Origin of the sequence: Paenibacillus sp. UASWS1643 (assembly GCF_008693195.1) — a bacterium.
Taxonomy (GTDB): domain Bacteria; phylum Bacillota; class Bacilli; order Paenibacillales; family Paenibacillaceae; genus Paenibacillus; species Paenibacillus amylolyticus_B.
In genome coordinates this window covers 101,591-117,070 of the sequence record NZ_VXKZ01000100.1, presented here as the reverse complement: position 1 = coordinate 117,070, position 15,480 = coordinate 101,591, and the positions used below count along the sequence as shown (strand labels likewise).

Below are 15,480 nucleotides of genomic sequence, written 5' to 3'. Positions count from 1 at the left end.
TATGCTTCGTTACGCCTCTTCCCAGAAGCGTCGCAGGTTGTCCATGGCGATTTTGGATGCGGATTTGCATTCCTCCATACCTTCGAACTCCACCGTAATGTTGCCATCATAGCCGGAGTCTTTGATCAACTTAACAATTTTACGAATCGGAATGTCCCCTTGTCCAACGATCGCTCCTCGCAGGAAGTTACCGTAGGCTGTGGTGAACCACTCACCCTCACCAGGATGCTCATCATAAGGACGGAAGTAGAAATCTTTGAAGTGGACCAGAGAAGCGTACGGCAGATTTTTCATGACACCGATGATCGGATTCTCATCCACGCACATGAAGTTGCCAATATCGAGTGTTGTTTTGAAGTTCGGACGATCTACAGCATGCAGAACACGCTGCACCCGATCACTCGCCTGCACACTGAAGCCGTGATTCTCAATAGTTGTGGTGATGCCAAACTGTGCGGCATAGTCCGCAATGATCTGGCTTCCCCGTACCATCAGAGGCAGATGTTCCTCGAACCAGGCGATGGTCATCTTCTCCTTTGGCAGGGTAAACGCCGTGACGTCGTGACGCATATGTTTTACACCCATCCGGTGTACGACATCCACATGCCTTTTGACCCGGGTCATCTCTTCTGCAAACGCCTCTTCCGTCTCCTGCACGAAATTGGCTGGCATCGAATAGTTGGACAGTTCAATACCCGCAGACGCTGCCCGTTCCCGAATCGCATCCGCCAGATCGTGATTATCCTCCACGGTATAACCGTAAGGAACCATCTCCATATGCTCGCCGCCGTTCGCCGCAATCCAGTCGATCACATCCAGCACCGTCATCTCACCCGAATTCAAATCGTTCAACAAACTATACGTACTCAGGCCCACTTTCATCTGCTCAGCTCCCTATCGATATTGTTGAATGAATCGAACCGCCTTGCGAATATCCTCCTCCGGCTGATGACCAACCTCGCGTTCAATCGTCAGATAACCGGTGTAACCAATCTCCTGAAGCGCTGCAAAGTATCCGTCAAAATCAACACCACCTTCGCCCAGTGGCACCTCACGAAAGAACGTTCCGGACGAGACCATCTCGGCAATTTTTTCGTGATCCATAGGCGCATAACCGACCGCTCCGTATACGTCTCGTGGGTCGACTTCCTTCAACCGCACACCATCCTTCACATGGGTATGTACGATGTAATCCTTAAGCAGACGAACGCCCTGCGCCGGATCATCTCCAGTCACCATCACCATATTTGCCGGGTCAAAATTCACCGATACCCCGTTGGTCGACAGTGTATCCAGGAATCCTTTCAAGTCAGCAGCCGTTTCCGGCCCTGTCTCAATGGCAAAGTATGCGCCAACACTTTTGGCGTATTGGCCCAGTTCCTCACAAGAAGCATGCAGCGTGGCATAAACCTCCGATGAAGGGTCATGCGGAACAATTCCGATATGTGTTGTGACGATGTTGGTACCCAGATCGAGGGCAAGATCCACGATCCGCTTCGATTTCTCCACTTTCCACGGATTATCTTCCTTGACCTGAAAACCATGTCCGCCAAGGTCACCAACCAGTGCTGAAATTTCGAGACCGAGCGAATCGATGTAACTCTTCAGCTCCTTGCGCGCCGCAGGTGACAAATTTTCAGGGTCCATCTCTCCCTTGACGGCGTATATCTGCACACCTTCTGCACCTACATCCTTCGCCTTGTTTAACCCTTCCCGCACACCTACGCCAAAGCTATCCACGATGACACCGATCTTATTCGTTAATTTCATGTCATACCTCCTGAAGATTACGTATTTGGATTCACTGGAACAAGTTTCACTGACTTAATTTCATACGGTTTGAATGTCAGTTCGAATGTGCCGTTCGGACAAGCCAACGGATGGATCTCATCCTCCAGCAGATTAATGACAGACGCCTTAATTTCTCTTTTAACCCATTCGACCTGTACCGTTTCTCTACCTCCTGATGACTCGTAGAAACGCAGAACCGTTCCCGAGCCATCTTCCGCGGGTTTGATTGCATCCAGAATGACATGCTCACTGTGAAACTGAACCCAAGCGTGTTCAGCTGGCAAGTGACCCGAAGATGGACTCACTGCAACAACCTCCACCGGATGATTAAGCTCCATCCCGCGGCGAACGACAGCAGCTTGTCGCCAATCTCCCTGATGTGGCAGGAACGAATATGTGAATTCATGGTCGCCCTGATCGGCATGTTCATCTGGCCATTTGGGTGCACGAAGCAGGGACAGGCGGATCGTCCGATCCTTGATGTCGTATCCGTATTTGCAATCATTCAGCAAACTCACACCACTGTTACCCTCTGAGATATTCGCCCAGCGATGACCGCAGACCTCGAACTGCGCGTGCTCCCAACTGGTGTTGTTATGGGTTGGACGCTCCAACGCTCCAAACGGGATTTCATAGGCTGCTTTGGCTGCCACCAGATCCACCGGAAATGCCACCTTGAGTAGCTTATGGCTCTCATTCCAGTTCACTTTCGTATGGAAATCAACACGCCGCTGGTGGTGATGCAAAATGATATCCTGGCTGATCTCCGATTGATTCAGCTTCCACACATAACGCAACACATCTCGCGTAGCTCCGCGCTGTACAACCTCTCTGGAGATCAACTGCACCGCACCTGCCCGCTGGGATTCAAACCGTGGATCGATATCCCAGGCATCCCAGTACGTCGGTTTGTCATGGAAAAACTGCCACTCATTCGCCCGATCACCAGGCTTCAGCCAGTCGCGTCCTACCGTTTTGTCATACCATCGGGTGATCTCTCCCAAGTCATTGAACTCAAGCGTGTAAAATTCAGTTTCCCATGTGGAAGGGAAGGGTTCTTCTTCCCTTACTGGAAGGATAACATCCGGTGCCTCGCGCAGCCATATGGTTGTATACCCAAAAGCAGGAATCGATGGAACATGCACAAGCAACGTATACTTGTCTCCCTTTTGTTCGAGATCACTGGCTAGACGGTTTCCTTGACGATCGAATGCAGCCATGCCGGCGAGGTGTTCATCGCCTGTAATGGTGATATTTTCTCCACGTTCCCAACCGAGGCTGTTAAATATAATGTAGGGAAGACCATCAACTTCATCGGTTGCAATGTTCTCCGCAAGGGTATCCAGCGTTTCCCGCAGTGCGGATGTACCTAATGCAAATACCTTCGTGTACTCCTCAGTGGACGTTACGTAAACTTCAGGAATCGACGTTCCCGGAATAATGTCATGGAATTGGTTGAGCATGATCAGCTTCCAGCCTTCATCCAGATCATTCTTCGTGTGTGCGGCGCAAGCTCCGGAAAATTGCCCCCAGATCTCCGCTTCCCGGTTCAATACCTCTGCCTTACGGTTGCTGCGTTTGTTCCTTGCATGGGTCGTATAGGTTCCGCGATGCAGCTCCAGGTACAAGTCCCCGTGCCACTTTGGCAACGTCGGGTTATTTAACGATATATCTTCAAAAAAAGCCCCTGCCGTGCTGAATTTGCTGATTGGCTGCCCGACCATCAAGTGGGATCGCTCTGCAAACTCCACCATCTCATTCGTCACACCGCCGCCACCATCGCCATGTCCGTAGAGCAACATCTGCTCAGGGTGCACATCCTTTTGTTTAAATGATTGCCAATGTTCATCCACATCTTTGGGCCGCGTATGCTCATTCACCCCATGATTCAGATAGGCCAGCACTGAAGTACCGTCAATGCCTACCCAGTCGAAGAGGTCATAAGGAAACGCGTTGGTGTCATTCCAATTCAGCTTGGTGGTCATAAAATAAGGAATATTCGCAAGCTTCAGCATCTGCGGCAAGGAAGCACAGTAGCCAAAAGTATCGGGCAGCCACTCAATGTTGGAGCGTCTGCCAAACTCCGCCTGGTAGAAGTTCTGTCCATACAGAATCTGCCGGACCAACGACTCGCCACTCGGAATGTTCAGATCCGGCTCCACCCACATGCCTCCGACCAACTCCCAGCGGCCTTCAGCAATGCGTGCTTTAACTCGCTCATACAACTCCGGGTAATGCTCTTTCACGAAGGCATACAGCTGCGGCTGGCTCTGGGAATACACAAAGTCCGGATACGTATCCATCAAGGTACACATGGTCGAGAACGTGCGACTGGACTTGCGAACCGTCTCTCGCACAGGCCACAGCCAGGCAATATCAATGTGGGATTGTCCAACCAGATGCATGAAGCCACTTCGATATTCCTCCGGGTCTTCCTGCTGCACTGACTGTACCAGTCCGTGTTCAAAATTCTGTATCCATGCTGCATCAGTCCAGCGGTCCGGATTATTGTACATCTCATCCATCACCTGGTGAATGGCCTGAATAAGCGCCATCCGTTTGGGCTCCTTCTCGTTATATGCCCGGAGCGACTCGGCGAGTACCGTCACGCTATACATCAGGCTCTGCAATGGCTGATTGATATGAACCAATGCTGTACGAATGCCCTGAATAGGCGGCTGAATAACAGCTTGTCGATTGAGTGGATCATGTGGCTCCGGGATCGGATCGTAGAGTTCAATCTCCAACTGCGGCGTATTCCCTACTCGACTTCTCGGAAGAGATACGAATCCGTGATTCCGATCCAGTCCGTGATAAGGCAAGCCATTCACCTTCAGCAGCCCTTCTCCTCCGGCCTCAAAAATCAACCCACTGGCTTGATCCTGCCAACTGTCCGGAATCTCTACACATTTACTCAGAAAATACGTTGTTCCGTGTACGCTGTTCAGCGGATTCAAGCTTTGCATTGCCTTGTCTGCCTGCTCGTACTCGTATTCCCCTGGCCGAATGTATCTGGCCCTCTGCATCTCCCAAGCTGGAAGTTCGATCTTATCAAGCCATTGCCGCTGTTTCAGATCCTCGATGAATCGCTGAATTCGAATCATACCTCCACCCCCACCTTCTGAATGTGCAGACTGCAAGCTGTCCAGTCAGCCGAATTACGGCCAACCATGAGCCTGAATTCACCCGGTTCTACGACAGACTGGAGACGAGAGTCGATCAGTGCGAGGTGTTCTTTTTGCACAGAGAATGTAACGGTCTGGGTCTGTCCTGGCTCCAGATGAATTTTGCGGAACCCTTTCAGTGACATTTCAGCCCGCGTAACCGAAGCCGACACATCCGTGATGTACAACTGCACAACCTCGCTTCCCGATACCGCTCCGGTATTCGTGACTTCAACCATCACCTGTGCTTCATCGTCCGGGCCGATGATTTCTGGTATTACTCTTACATTCTCGTATTTGAATTCGGTGTAGCTCAGTCCATAGCCGAACGGATACTGCGGCGCAAGGTCCATCTCCAGATACCGCTTGCCACGCGTGCGTTTGGCATGATAGTAGACCGGAAGTTGCCCAACATGCTTGGGAATGGAGACGGTAAGGCGGCCAGATGGATTCACATCGCCAAACAGAATATCTGCAATTGCGTTACCACCTTCCTGCCCGGGGTACCACGCTTCCACAATGGCATGAACATTCTCATCAATCCAAGGTTCAGCAATGGGGCGGCCGTTAATATACACCACGATAACGGGTTTCCCGAGCTTATGTATCTCCTGCACCAGCTCCAATTGAACACCCATGAGATTCAGGGAAGCCCGGTCAATGCCTTCGCCGCACTCCATATCATTCCATGGGTCATCGGTTACCACAGACGCTCCTGTCCGCAAGTCGATCGTGCCTTCACCAAAATCGCGGGCGCTGGAACCACCCATCACCATCACGATGACATCCGCCTGTTCCGCACAGGCGAGCGCTTGCGCAAAACCTTCTCTGGAATCGCCTTTAATCCGGCAGCCAGGTGCGTACAGCACCTGACCCGAATCCGCGCCAAGCTTGCGCGTAATGCCATCCAGTACGGTGACGATCTGTTCTCTTGGCTGTGGCGAGGTATAGTCCCCAAGTTGGTTATAGATATGGTTCGCATTCGGACCAATGACAGCTAACTTCGTACCTGTTTTGGCAAGCGGAAGAGTATTTCCCTCATTTTTCAGTAAAACAATCCCCTCTTGTGCAACTTCCCTCGCCAGCTGAGTATGGTCTTCACATCCGATGATCTGCTCTGCAAAGTCAGGATCTACGAAAGGCTGTTCAAATAACCCGAGTCTGAATTTCATCTCCAACACCCGCCACACAGCCAAGTCCAGATCCTTCTCTTCGATCAATCCCTGCTCAAGCGCCTGAGCGAGATGTTTGCGATACATGTACCCGGACATCTCCATGTCTACTCCTGCCTGAAGGGACTGTGCCACGGCCTGCTCCCCGTTCTCAGCGGTGTTATGTCCATGGACGAGCATCTGAATGGCACCAAAATCAGTAATGACAAATCCGTCAAACCCCCACTGCTCGCGCAGAAGGTCATTCAGCAGATACGTACTGGACGTGCAAGGCACGCCATCAATCTCGTTATACGCGGTCATCACGGAACAAGCCCCGGCTTCCACTGCCTTTTTGAACGGCAACAGATCTATTTCATGCAATTCACGTAATCCCATATGTACAGGTGCTGCATTACGCCCACCCTCCGAGCTGCCATAAGCCGCAAAATGCTTGAGTGTCGCCACAATCGTCTGGTTGGAATCTAGTCGGTCACCCTGTAATCCCTTCATGGCTTCTACAGCAAATTCACCGATCAGGTATGGATCTTCGGCAAAACATTCCTCCGTCCGTCCCCATCTCGGGTCACGCACCACATCAAGCACCGGGGAATACGTTGCTGCTCCTCCCTGGCTCCGGGTCTCCACAGCGATGGCTTCACACATCTTGCGGTATAATTCCATGTTCCATGTACTGCCTACTGTTAACGGTACGGGAAACACAGTTGCCCCGATCGCCATATGCCCGTGGGAACATTCTTCTCCGAACAAAATGGGAATGCCCAGCCGGGAATGCTCCATGGCATACTGTTGAATGACATTTGTGGCAACGGCTCCCTGCCGTGGAGTAAGCCCCGTCTCAAATGTCACTTCAGTCCATGGATCGGCCCGAAGCACACCATACAGAGAACCGACACCGCCCTGTTCCATGTCCGCTTTGAACTCTTCCGTCACCTGTACTGTACCATCAGCTGCTTTATCATACGTCTTCCATCCCATCGGCTGTATGAGTTGTCCAATCTTCTCTGCCGTTGTCATCCGTCCGATCAGATTCTGAACCCGCTCCTGAATGGGAAGCGAAGCATCTTTATAGTCCATATGCACATTCTCCTTATGCTTTCGGAATTAGTTAGGCTCGTGTACTTACATCACATAGCTTTGCGGTAGTCACTTGGTGCCACACCCACCACGTTCTTGAAGGCCCGGTTGAAGGAATTATAATTCGTGTAACCCACTTCCTCACTGATCTCCTGAATAGCCTTATCGGTCTCCTGCATGAGTAGCTTGGCTTTTTCGATGCGATGACTAATGAGCAGATCCACAAACTTCTCCCCAATCTCATCCTTGAAAAGCTTGCTCAGATACTTCGGATTAATATCGAATAGATCACTAAGGTAGTTCAGTGACAGATCAGGATTGTTGTAATGCTCTTCGATGTATTTGCGAATCTCCAAAATATTCGATCTGTGTTTTCGGGAACAATGCAGCGTCTGCATCTGCAGCGCCAGTTCTCTGAACCCTTCCCAGCACAGTTCACGCAGGTCATCTAACGTCTCCCAGCCCTCAAGCCTTGGGAGAAGCGGGGTGAATATAGCGGCCCACGAATCCTGATACTCCCGTGGAAGTTCGGCGAATTCCCGATTGTAATGTTGAAATAACAATTGGATTGTATTCATAATCTCCTGACGGGACAGAACGGACTCACTGATTTGTTCAAAGAGTCTTTCAAAATGCTTTTCCCAGACATCGTCCGATAAACGCATCGCCTGTACCAGCAGTGAGATGGTTTTCAGGAACTCATACACATCATTGGTCGAATTCGGCACATCGCTACACGGAATGATGCGATTTATGCCCAGTACAGCCTTGTACTCCAGCGCGTGTACAGCTTCTTTCAATGAAGCTCTCACCCCCCGAATATCGACAGCAACCCGACCAACACCAATGGTGACGGTGAAGTTCAGATACTGATCGATTCTGTCCAGATAACCAGCGAGTAATCGATGCTCAGTCTCCTCGGCCTGTTCCATTTCCGGAATCCAGAGGATGGCGTACAGACGCTGATCGGAGATCCATTCAGCCCATACTTCCGTTCCTTCATGACGTGCACTCTCCTGCAGAATACTGGATAACACAAATTTCAGGAGGGATTGGTCCTGATGATGATACTCCGTCACAAATGCATCATACTGATCCATCTCGACCACCATGACGGCCCAACGATGCTCCAGCTCAGGCAGTTTGAACTTCTTCATCTCTGCTGTCAGATCCGTGCTCGTAAAGTCTCGTGTGCCTTCCAGCAACTCCTGAAAGAACATCCTTTTCTGCAAAATCAGATTCTCTTCATGCTCCTCCTGATATTGTCTCGTCTGATCAATCATGTGTTCCAGCGTGGTATGGATGAATCGGAATTCATTCTCTTTGCCATAGTTCAGTCCGGATTGCTTCTGTGAAGAGACGGTCTGAATTAACGTGACAATCTGCTGAATCGGCTTGTAATTTCTACGAGTCACGTAGATCACCCACACTACCCCGATCAACACAACCACTACAGCAAAGGCAAACCAGATATTATAAAATTGCAGAGTCCATTTGACGATTTTTCCATTATTGAGACCTGTCTGCACTTTCCAACCGCTATAACTCGACGTAAATTCGGAGAAGACTTCTCCCGACGTGGTTTTAGTAGAAGCTGCAACCCCTCCTGGCATGCTGCTATCCCACAGATTGTCGCCCGAACGGTTGAAGATGTTCACAAACGTAAATTCCGGATCATACATCTGCATAATGGATTTTCTCAGGGTACTCAGGTCCACGTTTGTCACCACAAGTCCTTTGCCGTTTCCTACACTTCGCACAATCGTAATCACCTGCTCAGTCGCTTGCGAAGGAAAAGCTCGGAACGCTCGTGATCCTGCCCACTTCTGTTCATCCCTTGACCGGCTATCTGCAATAAAGTCTGCATCCGGGAACTCTTCAATCGGAACAGCCTTCCCGTTACTGAAGACCGTGCCATCCCCGTATCGAACGAGATAAATAGAATCAATCAGCGGATACTCTATTTTCAATTCATCAACCACCTGGACGGCCTGAATGCCGGCATACACATCATCGCTGCCAGATACCGAGAAATAATTCTTCAAGTTAGGGTTGGTCAAAATCTCACGCAATACCTTGAAGTCGATGGAACGCAGGGAGTTGTCCAGATATTGCGTGACCTGAGAGGCCAGAAATTCATTGGCCTTGAGCGCTTCTCTACGGTTCTGTTCATTGAATACTTGAAAGAAAATAAAGAATAGAATGGTCGTCACAATAAAAAAAACAGGCAGATACGATAACAGCAAACGTCTAAACCAATTGTTGTTCATCTCCGAGATCCCCCCACCATTACTGTTCATGCTGAATGACGACAAACATCTGTGCTGATCGCTAATTTTCCATAAATATTCAGTACATTATATCGGATGACGTGGGGTTGTCATAGGAGAAGACCATCCCGGTCACGGGTGACAGACGGGACAGCCTCTATATTCAATCCTTCAATTATTGATTCTTCTCAATGGCACGCTGGTAGATCTCAAGGTAATTACTCAGTCCGAGACCATCGAAGCCTTTGACATACGAATCCCATTCCTTATCAATGCTCTTGCTGCCAATAATGAACTGTGCCATATTCGTCTGCACATAATCCTTGATGGCCGTAGTCAGTTGTGCAGCTGATTCCGTATCCTCTGGACGAATAAATACGTTCGCAGGGTATACTTCTTTGGGTGCATAAGGTTCATACACATTGGTTGCTTGAGCCAAACGTGTACCATAACCCTCTGCTTCTAAAGGGTTCTGTCCTTCGGCAAACAGATTACGGAATGTGTTGGACAAGTCATGCGCTCCGATCTGTGACCAGCTCTCGTTCACAACAACGTTCGGATCACGCTCAGGCAGGTTGTAGTAGCTGTATTTGGCAGGCTCGCCATTGATGTTTTTCTCATCGGCATCTGCCTTCTTCCAGCCCTTGCCTTCAGTTGGTCCATACTCTGCGTACAGTGCCCCTTCTTCACTGAACATGTAGTCTACGATTTTGATGGCGGCAATCTGCTGTGCTTCTGTCGCTTTGTTCGTGATGGCAAACTCAAACTCACCTACGCTCTGTGTGGCGCCTGTTGTTTGCACTCCATCTGGTCCTTTCAATGGAGGCACGATCTCCCAGTGCTGGTGACGGGTGATGTCTTTGTCATAGGTATTCACGAGATAACTGACCAGCGCCGTTGTAATGGAACCTACGACTTCATCGCCTTCCTTGTTACCCAGCTGTCCAATCGCCTGATCATTTTGCGTGAAGGAAGCCGGATCAATCAGGCCATCTGCATAGAGCTTGTTCATGTACTCCAGCCCTTTCTTCCAGCCTTCCTGATTGGCGGCAAAACTCACCTTGCCATCGTTCACGATCAGGTATTTGTCGTTGTCATTGTATATAAAACTATTCATCAGATAGGCATCAATGTTGCCATTCCATACATACTTGTTTGGTGCGCCCGTAAGTGGAATCTCGTCCGCTTTCCCGTTACCGTTTGGATCTTGTGTCTTAAACGCCTTCAGAACGGTATACAGTTCATCGGTTGTCGTTGGCATTGTCAGACCCAGATTATCGAGCCACTCTGTGTTGATCCAGTATTTCTGTGCATACGTGCAGTGGTAACATTCATTGAAGATCGGCAAAGCATAGATGTTGCCATCCGGTGCCGTGATGGCTTCTTTGAAGTATGGCTTCTCTTCCATAATCTTGGTCAGGTTCGGACCATACTCCTTAATCAGATCTTGTAGCGGAAGGAACACGCCCTGTTTTCCATAGGTTTGAAGGTCTGAGGTGGTGAACTTGCCGTGAAGAAACACTTCGGGATAATCACCACTAGCCAGCAGCAATTGTCTGCGATCCTGCAAGGCGTCCGTTGGGGCCAGATCCCATTTTAGGGTAACGTCAAACTTGTCTTCGATAAATTGGGTGAATTCATTCTCTTCCATGGACGCTTTGCCTTGCGGAGCAAAGAGGGTCATAGTTACAGGACCGCCGCTCTCCCCGCTACCGTCGCTACTTCCACCCGACTCCTCGGATGAACTGCATGCGGACAACAAAGCCATCGAAGCAAAGACCAGAAACAACATCGAAATCCAAGATTTTCTCAATCTGACTCCTCCTTTTTGTTCATAACGGCAAATTATTGACTTGTACTGCACGTGTATAAAATCGATCCCGGAAGCCGGCGTGTTCCTTCCACCTCCTTTCAAGAGGCAACCGGGCTTAACTCACAAGGATTAACCTTTCAGGGAACCAACCATGACCCCTTTAACAAAATGCTTCTGTACAAATGGATACATGATCAGAATTGGAATACTCGCCACAACGATCAGTGCATATTTCAACACCTGCTCGAACCCTTGGTCCCGCATCTGTTGGCTGGTATTGGCGAGCATCGCCGGATCAGCCGCATTCAGGATGAGCAGATTGCGAAGCACGTATTGCAGAGGGAACAATTTCTCGGAACGCAGGTAGATCAGTGCATCAAAGTACGCATTCCAGTGACCTACGGCATACATGAGTGTCATGACTGCCAGAATGGGCTTTGATAAGGGAAGAACTACGCTGATCAGATACCGGATATCCCGGCAACCGTCCATTTCAGCGGCCTCCCCGAGTTCTTCCGGGATGGAAGATTGGAAGAAAGTCCTTGCCACGATGACCTGGAATACTGCGAGCGCCCCGGGCAGCCACATCGCCCAGCGTGTATCCAGCAGGTGCAAATCCTTCATCAAGAGGTAGGTGGGGATCAGACCACCATCAAAGAACATCGTGATCATCATAAAAATAATGATGGCCCCTCGTCCATAGAACGATTTTCGTGACAAGGGATACGCCAGCATGACGGTCAGCACCACGTTAATGAACGTGCCCACCACGGTATAGATGATCGTGTTATAGAAACCGAGCATAAGCTGTTGGCTTTTGAAAATGGAGATGTACGCCTTAATGTTAAAGTCTACCGGGAACAGCCACACCTGGCCGGACGTCACGGCTCGTGAAGAGCTGAACGAAGAACTGATGATATACAAGAGCGGGTAAAACACCGTTAGCAGTATGGCAAACAGAAAGATGTAGTTAAGTGCCATGAAAATGCGGTCACCAAGCGGGTCCGTGATCCGGTTACGATTAATCAGGTTGAACATGGATAAGCTCCTCCTTTACCACAAACTGTTCTGGGATACTTTGCGCGATATGCCGTTGACGATAACCAGCAGGATCAGGTTGATAATGGAGTTGAAGAACCCTACTGCCGAGGAGAAGCTGAAATTCGCTCCGATCAGACCCACCTTGTACACATACGTGGAGATGACCTCCGAAGCGCTTGTATTGAGCGGATTCTGCATCAGGTATATTTTCTCGAAGCCCACGCCCATAATGCTGCCCAGACTCAAAATCAACATAATAACAGTGACTGGAACGAGCGATGGGAGGTCGATGTGCCATATTTTCCGAAGCCTTGATGCGCCATCCATCTTTGCTGCTTCATAGAGAGATGGATCAACGCCAGCAAGAGCTGCGATATATATAATTGATGAATATCCCATGCCCTGCCACACACCTGACCAGACATAGATCGATTTGAAGTATTCCGGGATGCCCATGAAGTTGGTCATCGGGAAGCCGAGCAGTGTGAACAGCTTGTCTACCACACCGACATGCGGGGAGAGCATCAGAATGATAATGGATACCATGACAACGGTGGAGATAAAATGCGGAGCGTAGGTAACCATCTGTACGGTCTTCTTGAAGTAACCCGTTCGAATCTCATTCAGCGCTAGCGCCAGCAGGATGGGAATAGGGAAACCCGCAATTAAGGAATAGAAGCTGATGCCTATCGTGTTTTTGATTAACAACCAGAAGTTTGGAGATTGGAAGAAGGCTTCAAAATGTTTGAATCCAACCCACGGGCTTCCCCAGATTCCTTTGACCACACTGAAGTCCTTGAAGGCAATCTGGACACCCACCATAGGGATGTACTTGAAGATCAACAGATACAACACCGGGGGCAGCACGAGCAGGTAGAGCTCCCAGTGTTTCTTGAGGCTTTTGATGAATGGATGCTGCCGCTTGGGCTCCACATGTTTCCTCTGCTGGAGTTCCATCTTGGCGGGTATGCTTTCCGTAGCTCGACTCATTTGCGTCACTCCTTCTACACCTCAAGTGTAATAATACATTACATTTACATCCCTTAAACATCCTTTTTTCTGTTCTTGTTTCCTTGTTAAACATAAATGATGTAAACATTCATACCAGGTAGCGCTTTCTTGATTTGATAGTACATCGCCCGGTAAACTTTTATCAATTTGCAATTTTCTCCGACTTCTCTTTATTCCACAAACCCTTGTGTGACAAGCAATTGCGAGCCTTTTCTATTGGGAATCGTGTCCCTTATGTATGAATAAAAAAATCCCGGAGGTGGTTATATCTCCCCCGGATTTGACATGGCATTCTATGCGCTTGTAACCAGCCTGAACGTATGTGTGATCGGCGCTTCATTGGTTGTAGCGGATTGTGGCAGTTCCACGAGAAGTCCGTCTTCCGTCTGCTGATACGAAAGTACGTCATCGCTACCGACGAGTTCGATCCGCTCTACCTTTTCCAGATAAGGAATGATTAATTGTGGTTGTACGGTCTCATTCTCGTTTCGGTACAAACGGAAGGCATATACGGTGTTGATCTCTTCTTTCTGTGTGAAAGCCCAATCTTTCGTAAAATATGGCCCGCAGATCCGGGTTCCATAGACACCTTCTCCATGAGTACCTAACCATTCACCGAGGCCCTTGATGCCTCGAATTGCCCCTTTTGGCAGACGCCCATCGGGTTGTGGTCCTACATTCAGCGCCAGGTTACCGCCCTTGGACACGACTTCAAGCAGAATATGTGCCAGCTGTCTTCCCGTTTTATATTGATCATCGAATCCGAAGGCAAAGGAGTTCCCCACGGTAATACAGCTCTCCCATGGAATATTCATCGGATGTTCCGGTATGGTCTGCTCAGGGGTAACGATATTCTCATACGGCCCACCAACGGTGCGATCTGCAGACAGAAGCCAAGGTTGTGTGGTCTGACGCGCCCGTTCCACGACTTCTCCAAGCCTGATATCCTGACCGTGACGACCTTCGCGCACCCAGCCGGCATCCAGCCATAGACATTCGATCCGCCCGTAATTCGTCAGCAGCTCCATGATCTGCTCATGTGTGAACTCCACGAATTTCTCCCACAGCCACGGATACTTATGGGGATCGTACGAAGGGCCACGCCACATATGACGTCCACGCTCCATGCCCGGTGCCCAGTAATAAGGGGTATGCCAGTCCGCTTTGGAGAAATACGCTGAGATACCCAGTCCTTTGGCCCGGAAAGCGTCAAATAATACTCGACAGATGTCCGCATACTTATGGGTATGAAAAGGCGTGTCCTTGCCCGTGATCCGGTAATCCGTCGTTTTGGTATCCCACATGCAGAAACCGTCATGGTGCTTGGTGGTGAACAGGAAGTATTTGAACCCGTTATCTGCCGCCATCTGTGCCCATTCCTCAGGCTGGAAACGAATCGGATTGAAGGTTTTGTTGAGGTCGAAATATTCCCGTTTGAAGTCTTCCATGTCATCCGTCCAGTCGATATCATCACGCGACCAATCGCCATCCTCGTCGCTCAGCGCCCAGGACTCCACGAGGCCAAGCTGAGAGTACGGCCCCCAGTGCATCATCAGCCCCAGCTTCTGGTCCTTGAACCACTCCAGCCGCTCAATCAGCAGTGGGTCCTCCGGTTTGATCCACTCTTCCTCTTTGCTAAAATTGTGCACCCCGGCTTCAACAATCTGCTCTTCCTGCTCCAGTACGGTTTCTTTGGTTTCGCTCATCCTGTTTCATCTCCTTTGGATTAGATAAAAGATAAACCATGCATGTTACGTCTGGTCACTCCGATTGCAGTACCATCTTTCGATCGCTGTTATCCCCGGATTTCTTTTATTTCACTTTATAATTGTTGGAAATCCGGTGATAAAGGCGAGCACTTTGCTTCTTCAGATTGGTTCTGCACTCTCCGTTTTGGCGTAAACGCTTAGTTTAACTATTAAGGGGCGTAGTAACTTTGTTATCTCGATTGTGGTGGCATCTTCAATCACTATGAACCCCTTATTCCCCTCATTTCTATAGGGAAATCCAAGGACAGAGAGTGCGCGCTTCGCTGCTTCGGATTGGTTTTTTTTATTCTCCGTTTTGGCTTAAATGGTAAGTTTAAAAGTTCAACACATAAAGGGCGTAGTTGCTTCATCGATCCGATTGTGGTGCCTTCC

9 protein-coding genes are annotated in these 15,480 nt (G+C 49.5%); all 9 read right to left on the bottom strand.

The window, feature by feature from the left end:
* Positions 1–9: 9 nt before the first annotated feature.
* Positions 10–882, bottom strand: coding sequence for a sugar phosphate isomerase/epimerase family protein (locus FE296_RS08180; RefSeq protein ID WP_150364695.1), 873 nt, complete (start codon positions 880–882; stop codon positions 10–12).
* Between the two features lie 12 nt (positions 883–894).
* A complete protein-coding gene (locus tag FE296_RS08175; RefSeq protein ID WP_124118273.1) occupies positions 895–1,770 on the bottom strand; it encodes a sugar phosphate isomerase/epimerase family protein in 876 nt (291 codons plus the stop codon).
* A gap of 17 nt (positions 1,771–1,787) precedes the next feature.
* On the bottom strand, positions 1,788–4,895 hold the full coding sequence (locus tag FE296_RS08170; protein WP_150364694.1) for an alpha-mannosidase: 3,108 nt from the start codon (positions 4,893–4,895) through the stop codon (positions 1,788–1,790).
* Positions 4,892–7,204, bottom strand: coding sequence for a glycoside hydrolase family 3 N-terminal domain-containing protein (locus tag FE296_RS08165; protein ID WP_150364693.1), 2,313 nt, complete (start codon positions 7,202–7,204; stop codon positions 4,892–4,894). The genes FE296_RS08170 and FE296_RS08165 overlap by 4 nt, the downstream gene beginning before the upstream one ends.
* Before the next feature lie 50 nt (positions 7,205–7,254).
* A complete protein-coding gene (locus FE296_RS08160; RefSeq protein WP_190945085.1) occupies positions 7,255–9,474 on the bottom strand; it encodes a helix-turn-helix domain-containing protein in 2,220 nt (739 codons plus the stop codon).
* A 175-nt stretch (positions 9,475–9,649) separates the two neighbouring features.
* Complete coding sequence (locus FE296_RS08155; protein WP_150364691.1) at positions 9,650–11,287, bottom strand: type 2 periplasmic-binding domain-containing protein; 1,638 nt, start codon at positions 11,285–11,287, stop codon at positions 9,650–9,652.
* Positions 11,288–11,416: 129 nt separating this feature from the next.
* The gene (locus FE296_RS08150; RefSeq protein WP_150364690.1) at positions 11,417–12,325 is read right to left on the bottom strand and encodes a carbohydrate ABC transporter permease; all 909 of its coding nucleotides are present in this window, start codon (positions 12,323–12,325) and stop codon (positions 11,417–11,419) included.
* Between the two features lie 15 nt (positions 12,326–12,340).
* A complete protein-coding gene (locus FE296_RS08145; RefSeq protein ID WP_074093076.1) occupies positions 12,341–13,318 on the bottom strand; it encodes an ABC transporter permease in 978 nt (325 codons plus the stop codon).
* A gap of 314 nt (positions 13,319–13,632) precedes the next feature.
* Positions 13,633–15,045, bottom strand: a complete 1,413-nt coding sequence (locus FE296_RS08140; protein ID WP_124118279.1) for an alpha-L-fucosidase — start codon at positions 15,043–15,045, stop codon at positions 13,633–13,635.
* Positions 15,046–15,480: the final 435 nt, after the last annotated feature.